General features: G+C 51.1%; 18 protein-coding genes. 14 read left to right on the plus strand and 4 right to left on the minus strand.

What is annotated here, in order from left to right; translation table 11 throughout:
• Nucleotides 1-71 precede the first annotated feature (71 nt).
• The 7 genes from FFI90_RS16130 to FFI90_RS16160 all read left to right on the plus strand — a co-directional run bounded on the left by FFI90_RS16130 (nt 72) and on the right by FFI90_RS16160 (nt 7,010).
• Complete coding sequence (locus FFI90_RS16130) at nt 72-1,721, plus strand: AMP-binding protein (RefSeq protein WP_144779409.1); 1,650 nt, start codon at nt 72-74, stop codon at nt 1,719-1,721.
• A complete protein-coding gene (locus FFI90_RS16135) occupies nt 1,718-2,143 on the plus strand; it encodes a PaaI family thioesterase (RefSeq protein ID WP_144779411.1) in 426 nt (141 codons plus the stop codon). Before FFI90_RS16130 ends, FFI90_RS16135 begins: the two co-directional genes overlap by 4 nt.
• A gap of 76 nt (nt 2,144-2,219) precedes the next feature.
• Nucleotides 2,220-3,011, plus strand: coding sequence for an ABC transporter ATP-binding protein (locus FFI90_RS16140; RefSeq protein WP_144779413.1), 792 nt, complete (start codon nt 2,220-2,222; stop codon nt 3,009-3,011).
• A complete protein-coding gene (locus tag FFI90_RS16145) occupies nt 3,008-3,730 on the plus strand; it encodes an ABC transporter ATP-binding protein (RefSeq protein ID WP_144779415.1) in 723 nt (240 codons plus the stop codon). The genes FFI90_RS16140 and FFI90_RS16145 overlap by 4 nt, the downstream gene beginning before the upstream one ends.
• Nucleotides 3,731-3,804: 74 nt before the next feature.
• Nucleotides 3,805-5,016 carry an ABC transporter substrate-binding protein gene (locus FFI90_RS16150; RefSeq protein WP_144779417.1) on the plus strand — a complete coding sequence of 404 codons (1,212 nt, stop codon included), beginning with the start codon at nt 3,805-3,807 and terminating at the stop codon, nt 5,014-5,016.
• Nucleotides 5,017-5,124: 108 nt separating this feature from the next.
• Nucleotides 5,125-6,012 carry a branched-chain amino acid ABC transporter permease gene (locus tag FFI90_RS16155; RefSeq protein ID WP_144779419.1) on the plus strand — a complete coding sequence of 296 codons (888 nt, stop codon included), beginning with the start codon at nt 5,125-5,127 and terminating at the stop codon, nt 6,010-6,012.
• Between the two features lie 2 nt (nt 6,013-6,014).
• A complete protein-coding gene (locus tag FFI90_RS16160) occupies nt 6,015-7,010 on the plus strand; it encodes a branched-chain amino acid ABC transporter permease (RefSeq protein WP_144779421.1) in 996 nt (331 codons plus the stop codon).
• Between the two features lie 130 nt (nt 7,011-7,140).
• Here the strand turns inward: FFI90_RS16160 and FFI90_RS16165 are convergent, their stop codons facing one another.
• A complete protein-coding gene (locus FFI90_RS16165; protein ID WP_246123623.1) occupies nt 7,141-7,782 on the minus strand; it encodes a YqaA family protein in 642 nt (213 codons plus the stop codon).
• Nucleotides 7,783-7,815: 33 nt separating this feature from the next.
• On the minus strand, nt 7,816-8,604 hold the full coding sequence (locus FFI90_RS16170; RefSeq protein WP_144779423.1) for a DUF1206 domain-containing protein: 789 nt from the start codon (nt 8,602-8,604) through the stop codon (nt 7,816-7,818).
• 622 nt (nt 8,605-9,226) lie between these two features.
• Between FFI90_RS16170 and FFI90_RS16175 the strand changes: the two genes are divergently transcribed.
• Both FFI90_RS16175 and FFI90_RS16180 read left to right on the plus strand, forming a co-directional pair.
• Nucleotides 9,227-9,397 carry a DUF1328 domain-containing protein gene (locus FFI90_RS16175; protein WP_144779425.1) on the plus strand — a complete coding sequence of 57 codons (171 nt, stop codon included), beginning with the start codon at nt 9,227-9,229 and terminating at the stop codon, nt 9,395-9,397.
• A gap of 87 nt (nt 9,398-9,484) precedes the next feature.
• Nucleotides 9,485-9,676: a CsbD family protein gene (locus tag FFI90_RS16180; protein ID WP_144779427.1), complete on the plus strand. Its 192-nt coding sequence runs from the start codon at nt 9,485-9,487 to the stop codon at nt 9,674-9,676.
• Between the two features lie 504 nt (nt 9,677-10,180).
• Here the strand turns inward: FFI90_RS16180 and FFI90_RS16185 are convergent.
• On the minus strand, nt 10,181-10,723 hold the full coding sequence (locus tag FFI90_RS16185; RefSeq protein ID WP_144779429.1) for a type 1 glutamine amidotransferase domain-containing protein: 543 nt from the start codon (nt 10,721-10,723) through the stop codon (nt 10,181-10,183).
• A 498-nt stretch (nt 10,724-11,221) separates the two neighbouring features.
• Between FFI90_RS16185 and FFI90_RS16190 the strand changes: the two genes are divergently transcribed.
• Nucleotides 11,222-11,758 (plus strand): PRC-barrel domain-containing protein, encoded by a 537-nt coding sequence (locus FFI90_RS16190; RefSeq protein ID WP_144779431.1) that lies wholly within the window; start codon nt 11,222-11,224, stop codon nt 11,756-11,758.
• 519 nt (nt 11,759-12,277) lie between these two features.
• Entirely contained in the window at nt 12,278-12,535 is a 258-nt protein-coding gene (locus tag FFI90_RS16200) for a YetF domain-containing protein (protein ID WP_342779386.1), read from the plus strand.
• A gap of 91 nt (nt 12,536-12,626) precedes the next feature.
• Here FFI90_RS16200 and katE read toward each other — a convergent pair whose 3' ends face one another.
• The gene (katE, locus tag FFI90_RS16205; protein WP_144779436.1) at nt 12,627-14,771 is read right to left on the minus strand and encodes a catalase HPII; all 2,145 of its coding nucleotides are present in this window, start codon (nt 14,769-14,771) and stop codon (nt 12,627-12,629) included.
• A gap of 518 nt (nt 14,772-15,289) precedes the next feature.
• On the opposite strand from katE, the gene FFI90_RS16210 reads away from it, so the two are divergent.
• The 3 genes from FFI90_RS16210 (at nt 15,290) to FFI90_RS16220 (ending at nt 18,222) form a co-directional block, all read left to right on the plus strand.
• Nucleotides 15,290-15,811, plus strand: a complete 522-nt coding sequence (locus tag FFI90_RS16210) for a hypothetical protein (RefSeq protein ID WP_144779438.1) — start codon at nt 15,290-15,292, stop codon at nt 15,809-15,811.
• A gap of 645 nt (nt 15,812-16,456) precedes the next feature.
• Nucleotides 16,457-17,410: an ectoine hydroxylase gene (thpD, locus tag FFI90_RS16215; RefSeq protein WP_144779440.1), complete on the plus strand. Its 954-nt coding sequence runs from the start codon at nt 16,457-16,459 to the stop codon at nt 17,408-17,410.
• A gap of 38 nt (nt 17,411-17,448) precedes the next feature.
• Complete coding sequence (locus FFI90_RS16220; protein WP_144779442.1) at nt 17,449-18,222, plus strand: hypothetical protein; 774 nt, start codon at nt 17,449-17,451, stop codon at nt 18,220-18,222.
• The last annotated feature ends 35 nt before the right edge of the window (nt 18,223-18,257 follow it).

The raw sequence follows: 18,257 nt of genomic DNA on the forward strand, positions 1-18,257 counted from the left end.
CTTTACGTAAAGTGAAGGCTATGCTAAATCTTCATCCATGCATTTAAAGATAAAAATAGCAGGAGTTGATCATGAGCCTTCCGGAATACTCAGACGTCTATAACAACTTTGATCCCGCCGCTCTGGAAGCGGACATTCTGGATGGGAGTCTGGAAAACGGGCTGAACGTCTGCCATGAAATTTGTGACAAGTGGGCAGCCGACCCAAAGAAAGTCGCGCTATATTACGAAAAAGACGGTGGTGGTGATGGTGTACTTACCTTTGCTGAGCTGAAAGAACAGTCTGCTCGTTTTGCGAACTATCTGACCTCCCAGGGCATTGGAAAAGGCGACCGGGTTGCCGGCTTGCTGCCAAGGACTCCGGAACTGCTCATTGTGATCGCCGGCGCACTGCGTGCTGGCGCAGTCTACCAGCCGCTGTTTACAGCCTTCGGCTCTGGCGCTATCGAATATCGCCTTGAGCGTGCAGGCACAAAGTTGGTTGTGACAGACCCGGCAAACTACCCCAAGCTCACCGAGGTGAAGGGTTGTTCGCCAGTACTTTGCATAGATGCAGATAAAGCGGGTGCCGGTATCCCGGATTTCCGCACTGCGCTTGCTGAGCAGAAGCCGGATTTCGAGCCGGTCATGATCAAGGGTACCGACCCATTCCTGCAGATGTTTACCTCTGGCACCGTGGGCAAGTCAAAAGGCGTTGCCGTGCCGGCCCGGGCTCTGATGGCTTTCTATGTATACATGAAGTACGCCATTGATTTACGCGATGACGATACCTTCTGGAACGTTGCAGATCCTGGCTGGGCGTACGGCCTCTATTATGCTGTTGTAGGGCCACTATTGATGGGGCATGCCACCCACTTTAATCCGGGCGCGTTTACCCCGGAATCCACCTACGACATGATCCGCAAGTACAAGATTACCAACCTGGCCGCTGCGCCTACGGCCTACAGGCTCCTTAAGGCCAATGACCACGTGCTGCCCGAGGGCGAGAACCTTGGCCTGCGTGTAGCCAGCAGTGCGGGTGAGCCCCTGAATCCGGAGGTGGTTAACTGGATCAAGAGCCGTCATTACTGCCCGGTTATGGATCACTATGGCCAGACTGAAACCGGTATGACCTGCTGCAACTTCCACGCGCTTGAGCATCCTGTGCGACAGGGGTCGATGGGCTACTCATCCCCGGGCCACAAAGTGGTCGGCCTGAACGAGAAGAATGAAGAGGTGGGCGAAGGTGAAGTCGGGCAGATTGCTGTCGATGTGAAGGCCTCTCCGCTGTTCCACTTTGATGGCTACACCTGGGGTGAGAAAGATCCTTTCGTGAAAGGTTATTACCTGACCGGTGACATGGCGATTTGCCACGGTGATGGCAGCTTTTCATTCAGCGGGCGTGACGACGATATCATTAGCACCGCCGGTTATCGGGTTGGCCCTGCAGATGTGGAAAGTACGTTGCTGGAACATGCCGCCGTTGCAGAGTCTGGCGTGGTTGCAAAGCCCGATGAGAAGCGTGGCTCGATTATCAAAGCGTACGTAGTCATCAAGGATGGCCAGCAGCCTGCAGATGATCAGGCCCTGCGGGACGAGCTGCAGGATCTGGTTCGTCGACGCCTTTCCACTCATGCGTTTCCCCGTGAAATCGAATTTGTGGATGAGCTTCCAAAAACCCCCAGCGGCAAAATTCAGCGATTCGTACTTCGTAACCGGGCTCAGGACGAGTCCAACACATGAAGATTACGTTTGAAGAGTTGGACCGGTTTCTTCAGGAGCAGTTTCCCCAAGGTGCCGCCTACGGCAGCCTGAGGAAGCTTGGCGATGGTTGGGCTGAGATGAGCCTCGATGTTGACGATGGGCACTTGCGGCCAGGAGGCACAGTGTCCGGCCCGGTGATGATGGGGCTGGCAGATGTCACTCTATACGCTGCTCTGTTAAGTCGAATCGGGCTGGTCCCCTTGGCGGTGACCACCAATCTGAATATTAACTTTCTCCGGAAACCTGCGGCCCATACGCCAATCTGGGCGAGAGCGACTATGCTTAAAGTAGGGCGCACCATGGGCGTGGGTGAGGTTTTTATCTATTCGGAAGGCGGAGACGAGCCGGTTGCTCATTCAACGATGACCTACTCTATACCGCCGAAAAAACATGAGAATTAGATTGACGTCTACGTAAACGTCAATCTAATCTGTAAAGCAAGTAAAACGTACAACAATAACAAAGGCAGATTGGCTCATGAGTGACCAGTTCGTACTGGAGACCCGAAACCTTGTTAAAGAATTCAAGGGCTTTGTTGCGGTCGACGACGTGAATCTGAAGATTCAGAAAGGCCACATACACGCTCTTATCGGCCCTAACGGGGCAGGCAAGACGACCGTGTTTAACCTGCTCACCAAGTTCCTCATTCCGACCCGGGGCCAGATTCTGTTCAATGGCGAAGATATTACCTCAATGAAATCCGCCGGCATTGCGCGTAAAGGCGTTGTGCGTTCATTTCAGATTTCAGCGGTTTTCCCCCACATGACTGCCCTGGAAAACATCCGGGTTGCCTTGCAGGGATTTGAAGGTTCGTCATTCAGTTTCTGGAAGTCCGGAGCATCCCTGAACCGACTCAATGAGCGCTGCATGGAATTGCTGGACTCTGTGGGTCTCACCGAATACGCCAATACGACAACCGTGGAATTGGCCTACGGGCGCAAACGGGCGCTGGAGCTGGCGACGACGCTGGCTATGGAGCCAAAGTTGCTCTTGCTGGATGAGCCGACTCAGGGCATGGGTGCAGAAGACGTAGACAGGGTGGTTGAGTTGGTGCGCAAGGCCGCCGACGGCCGGACGGTATTGATGGTTGAGCATAACCTGAGCGTCGTCAGCAAACTGTGTGACCGGATTACGGTTCTGGCGCAGGGCTCCGTCCTTACGGAAGGTGATTATGAAACAGTTTCGGCTGACCCCCGTGTCCGCGAGGTGTATATGGGAACTGGCTCCAGTGGTGAACGCGGAGCTGTCGAAGAGGGGGCAGCCAAATGAGCGTGAATGCGACGAAGCAGTATGAGCAGCTGCGCATTTCCGGGCTGCACGCATATTACGGCGAATCCCACATTTTGCATGGCATGGATCTGGTTGTTAACCGGGGCGAGCTGGTCACGCTGCTCGGTCGCAACGGCGCAGGGCGCAGTACTACCCTCAAGGCGATCATGAACATGGTGGGCCGCCGCACTGGCTCTATCATGATAAACGGCGAGGAGACCATGTCTTGCGCCCCGCATAACATTGCGAGGTTGGGTGTCGGGTATTGTCCCGAGCATCGGGGTATTTTCGCGTCACTCAGCGTCCATGAAAACCTCACACTACCGCCGGTGGTGCGAAGTGGAGGCATGAGCCTGGAGGAAATCTACTCCATGTTTCCGAATCTCTATGAACGTCGCTTCAGTCAGGGCACCAAGCTCTCTGGTGGCGAGCAACAAATGCTGGCCCTCGCCCGAATTCTGCGCACCGGAGCCAATATGCTGCTGTTGGATGAGATTACTGAGGGCCTGGCACCGGTTATCGTGGAGAAACTGGGACATGTGTTGGTCGATCTCAAGAAAAAGGGACTGACCATCGTACTGGTAGAACAGAACTTCCACTTCGCAGCGCCTCTGGCTGATCGGCATTACGTCGTTGAGCATGGGCTGATTGTGGAAGAGGTCAGTGCCGATGAGCTGAGTGCCAAGCAATCAGTGCTGGATGGCTATTTGGGGGTGTGATCCCGGATAAGTAAAAGAGAAACAAGAGCAACAATAAACCTGAACCAACGCAACACAGTAGCGGAGATATAACAATGACAATGATGAAAAAGCTTCTGACTTCAGCAATTGCCTCAGCCATGATGGCCGGTGGTGCCCAAGCCGCAATTTCAAACGATACCGTCAAGATCGGTTATCTGGCGGATATGTCCGGCACCTACCGGGATCTCGCGGGACCAAACGGCCAGAAAGCGCTGGAAATGGCTATTGCCGACTTTGGCGGAAACGTGAACGGCAAGAAGATCGAGGTCGTCAGTGCTGATGACCGCAACAGCCCGGATACGTCCTCCAGCACCGTTCGCCGTTGGGTAGAAAACGAAAACGTAGACATGGTTGCGGGCATGGTTGCCTCGTCTGTGTCCATCGCAGTAAGCAAGATCCTGGAAGAGAATGACCGGCTCGGTATTATCTCTGGTTCCGCCGCCTCCAGCATCACCAACGAACATTGCACACCGAACCACATTCACTATGTGTATGACACCTACCCACTGGCTAACGGTACTGCCAGCGCAGTAGTAAAAGAGGGTGGGAAAACCTGGTATATGCTGACGGCTGATTACGCCTTTGGTCACTCTCTGGAGAGTGATGTCAAAAACGTGGTCGAGGCCAACGGCGGGGAAATCATTGGTGCCGTGCGGCATCCATTCCCGACGCAGGATTTCTCCTCGTTTATCCTTCAGGCTCAAGCCTCTGGCGCTGACGTGATTGGCCTGGCAAACGCAGGTGCAGACACCACCAATGCAATCACCACCGCCAGTGAGTTCGGGGTAACCCAGTCTGGCCAGACCCTTGCCGCGTTGTTGCTGTTCCTGACCGACGTTCATGCACTGGGTGCTCAAACCGCTCAAGGTATCCAGCTGACTACTGGTTGGTACTGGGATATGAACGAGGAGACCCGTGAATGGTCGGATCGCTTCATGAAAGAAACTGGCGTTCGGCCGACAATGGTTCACGCGGGTATCTACTCTAGCGCCACGCAATACCTTAATGCGGTTGCCGCCACCGGCTCTGACGACGCGCAGACTGTTCGCAAGCAGATGATGGACACACCCATCAACGATATGTTTGCGAAAAACGGCAAGATTCGTGTTGACGGCCGTATGGTGCACGACATGTATCTGGCAGAAGTGAAGACGCCGGCTGAGTCCAAGAATGAATGGGATCTTTACAAGATTCTGCGGACTATCCCGGCTGACGAGGCATACCGCCCGCTGTCCGAGAGCAAGTGCAAGCTGGTTAATAACTAAAACGAGCGGCCTTCGTGGCGCATTCTGCAAAATTGCGGGGTGCGCCCGGAAAGCTGACTGGACAACAAGCCAAATACCAACCTCTGTGCTGCCCCTGGAGTTAGCCCAATGTCCATGATTTTCGGCGTTCCTCTAGCTGTGCTTTTTGGCCAGCTTCTGATCGGAATCATAAACGGCGCCTTTTACGCCCTGCTGAGCCTTGGGCTCGCCGTCATCTTCGGCCTGCTGAAGATCATCAATTTCGCCCATGGTGCCATGTATATGCTTGGCGCTATGGTCACTGTTCTGATGTTTGACGCCTTAGGAGTCAACTACTGGGTGGCGCTTTTCCTGGCACCTTTGCTGGTAGGAACCTTTGGTGTTCTGATTGAATATTTTCTGTTGCGCCGTATAGCGGGCCAGGATCATATCTATAGCCTGCTCCTCACGTTCGGTGTTGCTCTGATCATCCAGGGCGTGCTGATCAACTGGTTCGGTGTATCGGGCCTGCGCTACACCATGCCGGACATGTTCAAGGGCGGCGTTAACCTCGGCTTTATGTTCATGCCGTACTACCGCGCCTGGGTTATCGTGGCGGCGCTGTTGGTGTGCTTTGGCACCTGGTTTGTCATTGAAAAAACCAAGCTGGGCTCTTATCTGCGCGCTGGCACCGAAGACTCTGAGCTGATGCAGGGGTTCGGCATCAATGTGCCGCTGTTGATCAGCCTCACATACGGCTTTGGTGTGGCGCTCGCAGCGTTTGCCGGTGTTCTGGCCGCGCCAATCTATTCAGTAACGCCGGTTATGGGTTCCAGTACGCTGATTGTTGTGTTCGCGGTGGTCGTCATCGGTGGGATGGGGTCGATTGGTGGTGCCATCATTACAGGCATCCTGATGGGCGTTATCGAGGGCCTGACGAAAACCTTCTATCCGCCAGCATCCTCAGCGGTCATCTTCCTGGTCATGGTTCTGGTTCTTATGTTCCGGCCCAGTGGCTTGTTCGGTAAGGAGGCATAAACATGAACCAGCCACAAAATACTGCCGACATTCACAAGGTTATTGTAGAGCAGCAAGCGGCTCAGGATCGCAAGAAGCTAATACTGAATGGTGTGTTGTTGCTCTTTCTGCTCGCGGCACCGTTCGTATTCTATCCGGTGTTCCTGATGAAGATTTTGTGCTTCGCGTTGTTCGCGGTGGCATTCAACCTTCTATTTGGCTTCACAGGGCTGCTTTCGTTTGGCCATGCCGCTTTCCTCGCTTCGGGAGGTTATACAACTGGCTACCTGCTCAGCAACTTTTCGGGGCTGCCTACGGAACTCGGTATTCTTGCAGGCACACTGGCCGCAACTATTCTGGGCTTGGGGTTTGCGCTGCTGTCTATCCGCCGGCAAGGCATCTACTTTGCGATGGTGACTCTGGCGCTGGCTCAGTTGGTGTTTTTCTTCTTCGTTCAGTCCGAATTCACTGGCGGTGAGGACGGCATGCACGGCATTCCCAGAGGTCAGCTGTTCGGTCTGATTAACCTCGAAGACAACATGAACATGTACTATTTCGTTTTGGCGGTGTTCATTGCCTGTTATGTGCTGGTGCAGCGGATCGTCAGCAGCCCTTACGGGCAGGTCCTGAAAGCTATTAAACAGAACGAGCCCCGTGCAGTGTCTCTGGGTTATAACGTCGATCGTTACAAGGTTCTGGCGTTTGTCATCTCTGCTGCCCTGGCGGGAGTGGCAGGCTCCATGAAGTCTGTAGTGTTTCAGCTGGCGTCACTGAACGACGCGCATTGGCACATGTCCGGCGAAGTCATTCTTATGACCCTGGTCGGAGGCATGGGCACTCTGCTTGGCCCGGTTGTGGGTGCAACCTTCGTGGTCAACATTGAGTATCACCTCTCCCAAGGCCCGCTCAGGGATTGGGTAGATCCGATTCTCGGTGGCGTGTTTGTTATCACGGTGCTGGCATTCCGCAGCGGTATTGTGGGTGAGATCCAGAAGTTCGTTCGGAAGAATATGGGGTAGTGACAGAAACCCGGGATGGGAAAGCCGAGAAAGAGTGGCATAAGCGCACTAATTAATTCTCATCTTTGTACCTTACCCCAGGCCGATGGCGTTCTCTGTGCCATCGGCCTTCCACCAGTTGGGCCGCAAGTTATGAGTATGAAGCGACGCCCCATATTACAAGCACCACGAGGGTGATCACGATGGCAGCCGATATTTTGTGACGTTCAAAAATAGCTTGGGCGCGATTGCCTGCAACGAGAACAAGCAGCCCCAGACCATAGTATCTCAGTGCCCGGGACAAAGCAGACGCGAGCATAAATAGAAAAAAGGAATAGCTGGTGGCGCCAGCTGCAAGCATGGCAATCTGAAACGGAATCGGAATAATCCCTACGCTTAGGATGAACCAGAACCCATCCTCCTCCATCCGCATGCGCACATGCTCGAATTGTTCGGGTGTAGAAATCATCCCGACGAGCTGTTGCCCGACGGCATCAAACACGTAATAGCCGACAAAATAGCCCACAGTGGCGCCTGCCAGGCAGCCGAGCAGAGCTATAGTGCCAAGCAGAAATATCTGATTGCGGCGGGCCTGCATCAGTGGAATGAGGATCGCTTCCAAGGGGATGGGTATGAGAATGGATTCGAGGAAAGAGGCAATGCCTAACCCCCAGAAAGCATGGCGGGAGTAGATCAGCTGAATGACCCTTTTCTTGATGCGGGCTCCTCCCCGGGAAGGGCTTGAGCTTGCGTCTTCCATCATCTCTCCTGAAACAAGTAGCCATGCAGGCATTGGTTAGTGCCGGTGCGCCAGGACGTTAAGCCTTTATGCGTTGATTCGTCGATATGCGGCTTCCAGAAAACTGTAAATACCGAAGGCAAACAAACCTAAGGCAGTGATACCGAGAAGCCAGTTACCATAAGGGCTGGTTGCCAACGCGTTCAAGGCTTCGCCCATGCCAGCAATGTCTCCGGAGCGGGCTTTAAGAGCCGACTGAATCAGGAACCAGCCAATCATCAACCAGATGATCCCCCGGGCAATTAATCCAAACTGGCACAGAGGGCTGGCCCAGCTCTTTTGACCCGGTGGAATGTCCATGTGTTTTTCGAAACCCGCTGTGTAACCCTTAACGATGTGGGCCACCCCGGCGCCAATGACCGCCAAGCCTACCAGTCCCAGCGCAATCTGGCCCGGAGTGGAGGCTATAAGACCTTGTGCGGAGCCTGAGCCGCTGTTCGAAGTGCCGCCGGAAGCTCCCAGCAACGTGGTGGTATAGAAGGCCAGTAATGCGTGAGTAATGGCACTGGCAAGAAGCCCTCCGCGCACCGCCAAGCCTTTGACAGATGTGCCGTGTTGGTCTGTGTCTTTAATCGCCTGAATCAATCGCCAACTCACATAACCCAGCAGGCCAACTACAAGCACCACTAGCATCGTCTGGCCGAGCGGTTGCTGCATCAACTTTTGAATAGCACCACGACTATCCACCGTGCTGCCTCCCATACCGATGGCAGACATTATTGCCAGCCCACCGATCATCACATAGATCAGCCCGCGAGCCCCGTACCCCAGGCGGGCAAACCATTTCATTTTGTGCTCGTTCGTGGGTTTACTCATGATGTCGCCTTATTCGTGTAGAAGCTGTTGTCAACCGCGGGGTATTTTTCGCTGCCGCCAATCGGACCATCTTTTCTAATATCGAGCATCAGGGCAAGAACCGCAAAATGGTTATTTGCCCTAGACTAGTGGCAGATTTTCTCAGTATCCATGATTCTGTGCTCCATTGTGCGGGATTGTTTGATCAGTGCAATTCCAATACATCAGAATATTGATTTAAAAATTTCGAGTATGAGTAGATTGCAAGTAGCGGTTTTGGGCGTAATCCGGAAGTTTGTAAGGAAAACCTGAGATGGTGAAAAAAACCGGGTGGGGAAGTCGGTGGTATTCGGGGTGATCCGGCACCTTTCTGGGAGCTTAAATATTTATAACCAAGTAGAATATTAAATAATTATCAATAATTTAGATGTATTTTTTGAAGCTTGACACAAAAAAATTGCCTCTCTATTGTTGCTGACACTCAGCCTGTATGTCAGGTTTAAGGAGACTTAACGCGGTGATAAAAGAATTCGGCGTTATGTCCGATTAAAATCAGCTCCAATCCATCAAAAGCCTGGGCTCCGAATTCTGAAGTAAAGGATCGAGTTGACCTGAGACCCAGTCGAAAAGGGAGGAACTACTGATGTTATATTGGGCCTTAGTGTGTTTGGTAATAGCCATTGTAGCGGGTGTGCTTGGTTTTGGTGGTATCGCCGGTACCGCAGCAGGCATTGCCAAAGTTTTGTTCTTTATTTTCATCGTATTGCTTGTTGTTTCTTTGGTAATGAACGCAATGAAAGGTCGCGGGCCATAAGCCTGAGTGGAGTTCGATCCCAGCAGTGTTTTTTTAATTTCACGACAGCAAAATTGTTACGCTGATTCGAAACGAGAGGAAAGTGTTATGAATAACGATATTATGGAAGGCAACTGGAAGCAGCTTAAAGGCAAAGTGCGTGAGAACTGGGGCAAGTTGACCGATGATGAGGTCGATGAGATCGCAGGCAAGAAAGAGAACTTTGTCGGCAAGATTCAAGAAAAGTATGGTATGAAGAGAGATGAAGCGGAGAAAGAGTGGGATAAACTCTCGAAGTAATCATTGTCTCTGACTTTCACTACGGCCGGTGGCGTATCAAATGTCATCGGCCGTAGTTCGTTATGCCTGTCTTTTCCAATTATTATTTCCACCATTAAGACAAGATATAAATTTAACTATCAATATATAAATCGCAATCCTTAATCGGACGCCTTTGCTCGTCCACCCGTACCCGATACCTGGATACGAACTCCTCGCCGGATAAGGGCTTACAAAAAAATGAAGATTTGTACCTGTCGGCAGCCTCGGGAACACACATACTCGAGAGTAGCGGTTGTTTCGATGCTTTCGGCTATATGGTGATCCCCAAGAACCTGAGTCGTGAAAGTGCGAAAATTGCGTAGTCGAGGTCAGACATTGCTGCAGTTTCGGTAAGTTCCAGTTGCAGCAATGTTAGCTCAACAGAATGTTCATGGATGAGCTGCTCGAAGCGATCAACGAAGTTCCTGTCACGAAACTCACGGCTGAGATAATCAACCGTGTTGATCCGCCCTTGGCATTGACTCAGATCTGGGAAAGCACCTCAATGATGCGTGCGCAGAATGCGTCCAGATCCTGCGGGGTCCGGCTCGTAATCAGCCCGTCGTGATAGCACACCTCTTCATCCACCCATTTGCCACCGGCGTTTTGAATGTCCGTTTTCAAGCTGGGAAATGAAGTCAGAGTTCTGTCTTTTATTACGCCAGCCTCGACGAGTAACCAAGGGGCGTGGCAGATTGCGGCGACTGGTTTGTTGCTGTTGAAAAAATGTTTTACGAAAGAAACTGCATCCCCGTTCTGTCGTAATGTGTCTGGATTTGCAACGCCGCCAGGCAAAACCAGTGCGTCGTAATCATTAGCATTCACTTCGCTTACTACTTTATCTACGGGAAAATTGTGCGCTTTGTCGAGGTGGTGAAACGCTTTGATTTCCCCTTGTTCCAACGATATGAGGTGAAGAGTGGCTCCGGCGCCTTGCAAGTCCTTCCAGGGACGTGTTAGCTCGATTTGTTCAACGCCGTCGGTCGCCAGAAAGGCGATTTTTTTATCATTCAGTGGTGCGTCCATAGGAGAGTCATCCTCTGATGTTCGGGGAATTGAGTTCGATACTAAACAATAGATTTATAACATCGGCCGGACCAAGTTCAAAATCAAGTAAGGTTACGAAAATCTAAGTAGATTATCGCCGATTACGATCGAATGCCCAGGCAACCAACATGGCATTCTGAAACCGAATTTGGATAGCCCCCCATCCCCAGACGGCTGGCCAGCATTGACTCTGCGCTTAGCCAGACTAAGTCAAGTTTATTGAGGCAAGGGCCAGCAGGTGGCAATCAATATTTTGTGGAAGCGAAACCCAGCGACGTGATTCGTCGACGCCAACCGCTTCTGCATCATTACTGGAGCGTCACTTGGTCCGCGCAGTCGCCTTTGTTAGGTTAGAAGGTGTGACATGGACTGCCTAATCAGTGAATTTGGCCATTGATCACTTTTACTTGGAAAAGCGCCCGCAATGCAACTTCGCTTCGGGCGATCGCAAGAGTAACGTTATAAAGGAGTACGACAATGCGAAAATCTATCATACGCGCAATGGGTGCCTCGCTGCTCGCAGGTGGGGTGGCTATGAGTCTTTCAGCGGTTGCGGCAGAGGGGCTGTATACCATGGATGAGCTGAAGGATGCAGATGTTTTTGACAGTACAGGCGAAGAGATCGGTGAAGTCGAAGATATTTTGATGAGTAACGATATGTCGGTACATTCGTTGGTTATCGAGACTGGGGAAATACTCGGTTTAGGCGGCAATGAGGTCGTTGCGGAACGCGGCACTTTTACCGTCGTGAGGGCCTCCGACAAAGGCGACTTCGATGACGTCGAGTATGAAGTCCACATGGAAATGACTCAGGACGAGTTGAAAAAATTGCCGGAGTACGACGAGGATTGGTGGAACCAGACGAGCCAGAGTTTGCAAAAGGCTTGGGAAAATACCAAAGAAGTCAGTGAGAGTGCTTGGGAGAACACAAAACAAGCTACTTCTTCAGCCTGGTATAACGTCAAACAAGGCGTTGAGGAGATGGGTGACGAAGTCGAGCAAGCGACTGAGTAAGCCACTCCGCCGGGAAGCGCCCAGCGAGGCGCTTCCCGCACCTTTCCTCTTACCTCTCCCCACATTCCGATTTCAAACTCGTAATCGGCTCAGCGTATGCACGACCGGCAAATGCTATCCAAGCTTGTATCATATGACTCGGCTTACTAGAGTAAAGTAGGGTTTGCTTTCTCAGGAAGGGCGCTGAGGGCAGACCTGTAAAATCCTGAATGTGATTTTCATTTTCAAATCATGGGGGATGATATGAACGACGTAAGCTCTGATGGTACTTATCAGTGTGCCCAAGAAGGTTGCACCTGCAAAGTTGCGGATGACGAGACACATTTCAAGACTGTGACGGGAATATTCTGCTCAAAAGAGTGTTCGGAAGGTAAAGGTTGTCAACATTCCGGCTGCAATTGCGCATCAAACAGTTAAGTGAATTCAGATCGAGAGGTTGCGGCAAGCCCTCGACCTCTCGATCCGGTTTACAAAGCGGTTCTTTTCTGTTTGAAGCGTGTCGGCCTCCGCATTCGATCGGTGAGGATGCTGGTCACGGGTCAGCCGGAATTACTTTTGAATAATGGTCGCTTTATTATGCCCGCCCTTCGGCGATCAAGAGTAACCGAGAACGAAGTGCGTGCTGCAGCCCGAGCGGCCGGTGTAGCCGATATGGCGACGATCGACGCTATCGTGCTCGAAACGGATGGCTCATTCAGCGTCATCCAGAGTAAGTCAAAGCCAGAGAATTCGAGTCTTGTCGGTGTGAAAGGATTCTCGCCAACGAAGAGTGGCTGAATGGTCAATGATAACCCCGGTGAACCGTGCTGCAAGCAAAGCCAGTTCTCCCTGGCCCCCGTTAAAAGGGCCAAGGAGGTAGTGTTGCCGTCTACGCGGGCATGTCATTTGCCACGCTATCACGGGACCAGACCCGGTGCTGCCCAAGCGCATCTTTGAAGCGATCGAACACATCATCGATGTTCTCGCCCAGCAATATGCCTTGATCTTCCGGCACGTTAGCTGCGTAAAGTAATTCTTTGCCTTCGCCGAGAAGTACGATGACTTTCAAATGCTTGTAGGCTTCTTGCAGATAGTAACGACCCTGGCCAGAGTTCGCTAGCTCCGCTACGCTGTCCTTGCCGCCTGGAACAATAACTGCATCCATGGTTACCGAAGGCAAACCATTAAGCATCGCATCGCTTTCGACGTTGCTCCCGTCCGCTCCTTTGATAGGTGCCATTGATGGCGCAATCACCATTGCAGTAGCGCCTTCTTCCTCCAGTTTCTGTCGTAGCTTGTTTACCTGGTCAGAATTGACACCGTTAGCCGCAAGAATCGCGATCTTTCGATGCTTGATATTACCTGGCAGCCGCGCCATCAGACTAAGGGCCGGGGATTTGTCCAGCGAACTCGTGCCCAGTTCATCCGCGGAAGCTGTGGGCGCTGAGGGCGCATCGATACCATGTATTTTTCCCACTGCCTGGGCCAATTCAATTGAAATGTTGGGTAAGATTTCGGTGATAACTCTTTCGCGGATGTGGGGCCGTTGTACTTTAGACAGCTCAAATGCATAGGCCTGGATTATATGGGCCTGTTCGACTTCGGTCTGGCTGTTCCAGAACAACCGAGCCTGGGAATAATGATCGCCGAACGAGTCACTTCGGGCCCGCACCTTATTCGCGTCAACTCGTTCATGGTGGCTTTCAAAACCGCCGTTCTCTGGGCCAGCCGGGGTTTCTTTTGGCCACCCGCCGTCAATAGAATTGGGCTCGTAGGAGGCTTGGCCGGTATTGATGGTTTGCCTATGCACGCTGTCACGTTGGTTATTATGGTACGGGCACACCGGACGGTTGATGGGGATCTCATGGAAGTTGGGTCCACCAAGCCGCAACATCTGGGTATCGAGATAGGAGAAAAGGCGCCCCTGCAACAGCGGATCGTTGGAGAAATCGATCCCGGGAACAATGTGTCCGGGGCTGAATGCCACCTGCTCAGTTTCGGCAAAATAGTTGTCCGGGTTGCGGTTCAGAACCATTTTTCCGATAGGCGTGACAGGCACCAGCTCCTCCGGAATGAGTTTGGTCGGATCCAGAATATCGAAATCGAATGAATGCTCATCCTCTTCTTCGATCACCTGGATGCCCAATTCCCACTCTATAAAGTCACCATTACTAATATCTTCCCACATGCCCCGACGATTGAAATCCGGATCACGACCCCAGAGTTTCTGTGCTTCGTCCCAGATCAGCGAACATGTACCCGCCAGGGGTTTCCAATGGAATTTAACAAAGCGGGATTTCTCCTCTTTGTCGATCAGCCGAAAAGTGTGTACGCCGAACCCTTCCATAGAGCGGAAGTGCCGAGGAAAGGCTCGGTCAGACATGGTCCAGAGAACTGCATGCGTCGCCTCTGGCATCAGGGAAACGAAATCCCATAGAGTATCGTGAGCTGACTGTCCTTGGGGGATTTCGTTGTGAGGTTCTGGTTTTACGGCGTGAACAAAATCTGGAAACTTGTTCGCATCTTGAATAAAGAATACGGGGATATTGTTGCCGACCAGATCCCAATTACCTTCATCTGTATAGAATTTTACCGCGAAGCCGCGCACATCCCGAACGGTATCGTTCGAGCCCCGGGAGCCTTGCACGGTGGAAATGCGAGTAAAGACTGGTGTTCTTTTATCAGGGTCCTGAAATAGGCCCGCTTTGGAAAACTGTGCTGCGTTCTCATAAGGCTGGAAATAACCGTGTGCGGCAGCGCCACGAGCGTGAACGATACGCTCGGGAATTCGCTCGTTATCAAAATGGTTCATTTTCTCCCGGAAAATGAAATCTTCAAGGAGGGTGGGGCCACGTTCGCCTGCTTTGAGAGAGTTGTGGTTATCGGCGATACGAACACCTTGGTTTGTACGCAGATCGTGTCCTTCCGCATTGGAGCGTACTGTTTCCAGTTGTTCGTTCTTGCTATGTTCGTTGGTTTTTCCGGTGTCGTTTGCTGGTCCTGAATTGCTTTCAGTATGCGGATTTTTAGCCATTTCAGCACTCCTTTTAGAAATGCCGGCAACTTCAAAATACCGACTCTGGCGTTTTTACTTCTAATATTTTTCTATAAAGTACGGAGCTGTTGATTTCCGTAATACTCCGCTCTGTAGATTGAGATATATCCATTCAAAAAGCTATGAATAATCGGAAGATTTCAAAGCTTATGGCATAAAAAAGTGCGAAGTAAAGCGCAAGAGCTTACGAAATTTTAAAAAAACCAAAGTTTTGTAGGCGAAAATAGCTTATATACTCGCGTGGAAGTCTTCCGCATTGCTGGTATACAGCCTACATTTGGGTGCAGCGCTATGGTATCGCTATCCTTCATGTGGATCATCACGTTGCTAAAAGTGTTGAAATACTACTAGACTTGGAATCACGCCAATTTGTCGGTTAATCGGTATGGTTATTAGAATCCTAAATGGTTTGCAGGTCCTGGGGAGCTTTCTTGACTACGCAAAAGAAGAAAGAGGCAGCAGGCTTAATGTGAATGCTAATAGGGGGAGATAAGAGCATGTCTGAGCATGATGGAGCGGTTCTGGGAGAAAACTACTCCCATAAAATCAGCGCGGAGTTCGATAGTCAGGTGGCTGCAGAACGTAGCGCAGAGGCGCTGGAAAGTTTAGGAATACCCCTTGCACAGATCCGGATCATTCAGCCAAATGATCCTGGTATGGGTTCGAAGCTGGAGCCCGAAGCTCAGGGCATCGCCCGCTCCATGGTCAAAGCGCACGTGCGGTTTGGGTTAATAGGCTTGGTGGTTGGTTTGGCTGTTGCAGGGCTGTTGGTCTCAGTCGGCCCGGCTCTGACTCGTTCAAGTCCCTTGATGACGTTTATCGCTTTTGGCTTCTTTTTCCCGGTGCTTGCTCTTTTGTTCGCTGGTGCGGTATCTCTGCGGCCAGACCATGATCTCGTCATCGAGAAGGCGCGTATGGCAAAAGATGAGGGCCGCTGGACGGTGGTTGCGCATTGCGACAGTTTGGAGCAGCAGACATTGGCAAAAACAGCAATGGATAACAGCGTTCAAACTTTATAACGATATTTGAGATAAATTGTAACGGCGCTCTTCCGTTGTATGGAAGGGCGCCGTTAAGTGGTTATCTATGGTGAAGCGTCTCGGCAAACATCGTCGAGATGTGGAACAAGAACTGGTAGCCCTTGTGCCAGATTCAAAGCTATGCGCTTCCTAAGTTCGGTTTCAATATGCGCAAAACCCGCAGGTGTATCGTTTTTGGAGTCATACATCTTCCGAGCGAGTGTTCCTGGAGCGAGAGCGCCCTGGATCTGGTTTGCTCGTGATTTTAAATACCGTAAGTTAGTTTACTATAATCAACTTATTGATAAGAAAAATAAAAATGGTCGATATCTGACATCGCAGGAAGCGTATCGGAAAGCATTGTAATTTTTGAAACCTTCTCATAGCTGCCGGAAGGAAAAACCGCCCACGCCATCCTTCAATATATTTCATTTCGCTATTATTAATATGATGTAATTTTATCTGTTAGGTTAATCTTACGAATTTGCGTCTGTGTGATTAAATTTATTTAAAATTAAACGATGCCGGCTTGAGTGCTATTTTCAATAGTATTAGCCTTATCTATATGTAGATAGCTCGATATTTTTTTGGGCTTTTAGCCGTTATTTGGATTTTAATTTATATCAACTTGTGTGAGGTATAGGCATGGTGCAAAAATCTGATCCGTTTCCCTCCCGCCTGAAGCAGCCGAAAGATCCATTCCTTCGGTCTGACCCTGTAGTTCACTCGCGAAACCAGCATCGTTGGGACGGGCCTCTTGATGAGGTTTCGCTTTCTCGCTATGAACGGGATGGTTTTCTCTGGTTTGAAGGCTTTTTCAATCAGGAGCGAATGCTGCCTTTTTTTGATGAGCTCGTAGAAATGGCGAAGGATGAAAAGCTTAATAAGTCCGAGAAAGTTATTCATGATCCGAATAGCGGGGAGTTACGGTCAGTTTTCGGAATGCACGAGCTATCCGACAGTTTCAGTCGTTTAACCCGGGATCCGCGGATACTTGGAATGGTGCGCCAATTGCTGGGTAGCGAGGTCTATATCCATCAGTCTAGGATTAACGACAAATTCGGGTTTGAAGGCAGTGGTTTCGACTGGCACTCGGATTTTGAAACTTGGCATGCTGAAGATGGTATGCCCCGGATGCGGGCAGTCAGCGCCTCGCTCATGCTCACGGATAATAACGAATTCAACGGACCACTGATGTTGATTCCGGGCTCGCATCATTACTTTGTGCCCTGTCTTGGCGAAACCCCTGAACTCAACTGGCGGGACTCGCTCAAGGCGCAGCGGGTTGGTGTTCCTGATCGTGATAGTTTAGCCAGATTGGCGGAACGTGGTGGTATCGAAGCGCCAAAAGGGCCTGCCGGATCCTTACTTCTGTTCGAATGTAATACCTTGCACGCCTCCAACAAGAACATGTCGCCTTGGCCACGCTCGAATCTCTTTTTCGTTTATAACAGTGTCGAGAACAAAATAGGAAAGCCTTTTGCTGCGAAGCGTGAAAGGCCAGAGCATCTCGCGGCTCGGGAAAATTGCACGCCCTTGACCATGCACGATGATTTCCCCGAACTTGCTCACCAAGGAGTACCACCTCTCAAGACGTAGAGGGTAGCGAGTTCAAAATCCAATGGAGGGCTGGAATCGTGTATGAGTGGATAGCTGAACATCAACAAGTGCTTTCTGTCGTTGCCAGTCTTGGCTCAGTGATTATATGGCTAGTTTATGCGCAACTTCTTTACCTTGGATTTCGGAGGCAACGTAGTCCCAGGCTAATTATTAACCGCGGACGTAATAAAGACATCAATGCGCTTTGTCTTATCAGCAATATGAGCGCAGAGTCGGTGTTTATTGAGTACATTATTGCAGAGCTCGAAACCTCGGAAGGCGCAATCACCATGGACATCACTGACTTCGAGCAGGAATACAATGAGGGCGACGAGGACGACCAGCAGCGTACCCGGTCATCAGAGAAACCGTTATCACTGAACGTAACAGAGAATACGAGGCAGGGGCCGATTGAACCCGGTGGGTTCATACATATCGGCACTTTCTGCGAACTGGTACAGCGTCTTGCCCGAGATGAGGGCATCCAGATGACTGGAGGTGTGCCGCAGGGTAAGCTTGAGTTCCACCGCCTCACTCTGCGACTTATCGGTATTTATGGGCCAGAGAATATGCCTGTTGGGGCCGAACGCAGCTTTGATTTGAAGGTTGGTGAGAGTTATTTCGGCCTCAGACCAGCGTCGTGGGATACAAAACAGTTGGCGTCAATGTGGCAGCGCCGAAAACTGCGTAAAACCGTCGAAAAACTGAACGCTACGAACTTCTCCTCCGCTTCGTCTTTCCGTCATGTTGATCGGGAAGAAGATGTTGATAATAGATCGGCCGCCGAAAAGGCCAGCAAGACTGGGGGTTAGGCTAGTCGGCCGCAGCTCAGAAATGATCCTGCCGG

The sequence above is a fragment of the Marinobacter maritimus genome, from assembly GCF_007671675.1.
Taxonomy (GTDB): Bacteria; Pseudomonadota; Gammaproteobacteria; order Pseudomonadales; family Oleiphilaceae; genus Marinobacter; species Marinobacter maritimus.

Coding starts and splice junctions, on each gene's coding strand:
- katE (WP_144779436.1), bottom strand. CDS start 14,771: ATGGCTAAAAATCCGCATACTGAAAGCAATTCAGGACCAGCAAACGAC.
- thpD (WP_144779440.1), top strand. CDS start 16,457: ATGGTGCAAAAATCTGATCCGTTTCCCTCCCGCCTGAAGCAGCCGAAA.
- FFI90_RS16185 (WP_144779429.1), bottom strand. CDS start 10,723: ATGGACGCACCACTGAATGATAAAAAAATCGCCTTTCTGGCGACCGAC.
- FFI90_RS16165 (WP_246123623.1), bottom strand. CDS start 7,782: ATGCCTGCATGGCTACTTGTTTCAGGAGAGATGATGGAAGACGCAAGC.
- FFI90_RS16145 (WP_144779415.1), top strand. CDS start 3,008: ATGAGCGTGAATGCGACGAAGCAGTATGAGCAGCTGCGCATTTCCGGG.
- FFI90_RS16140 (WP_144779413.1), top strand. CDS start 2,220: ATGAGTGACCAGTTCGTACTGGAGACCCGAAACCTTGTTAAAGAATTC.
- FFI90_RS16170 (WP_144779423.1), bottom strand. CDS start 8,604: ATGAGTAAACCCACGAACGAGCACAAAATGAAATGGTTTGCCCGCCTG.
- FFI90_RS16130 (WP_144779409.1), top strand. CDS start 72: ATGAGCCTTCCGGAATACTCAGACGTCTATAACAACTTTGATCCCGCC.
- FFI90_RS16190 (WP_144779431.1), top strand. CDS start 11,222: ATGCGAAAATCTATCATACGCGCAATGGGTGCCTCGCTGCTCGCAGGT.
- FFI90_RS16180 (WP_144779427.1), top strand. CDS start 9,485: ATGAATAACGATATTATGGAAGGCAACTGGAAGCAGCTTAAAGGCAAA.
- FFI90_RS16155 (WP_144779419.1), top strand. CDS start 5,125: ATGTCCATGATTTTCGGCGTTCCTCTAGCTGTGCTTTTTGGCCAGCTT.
- FFI90_RS16160 (WP_144779421.1), top strand. CDS start 6,015: ATGAACCAGCCACAAAATACTGCCGACATTCACAAGGTTATTGTAGAG.
- FFI90_RS16135 (WP_144779411.1), top strand. CDS start 1,718: ATGAAGATTACGTTTGAAGAGTTGGACCGGTTTCTTCAGGAGCAGTTT.
- FFI90_RS16210 (WP_144779438.1), top strand. CDS start 15,290: ATGTCTGAGCATGATGGAGCGGTTCTGGGAGAAAACTACTCCCATAAA.
- FFI90_RS16175 (WP_144779425.1), top strand. CDS start 9,227: ATGTTATATTGGGCCTTAGTGTGTTTGGTAATAGCCATTGTAGCGGGT.
- FFI90_RS16150 (WP_144779417.1), top strand. CDS start 3,805: ATGACAATGATGAAAAAGCTTCTGACTTCAGCAATTGCCTCAGCCATG.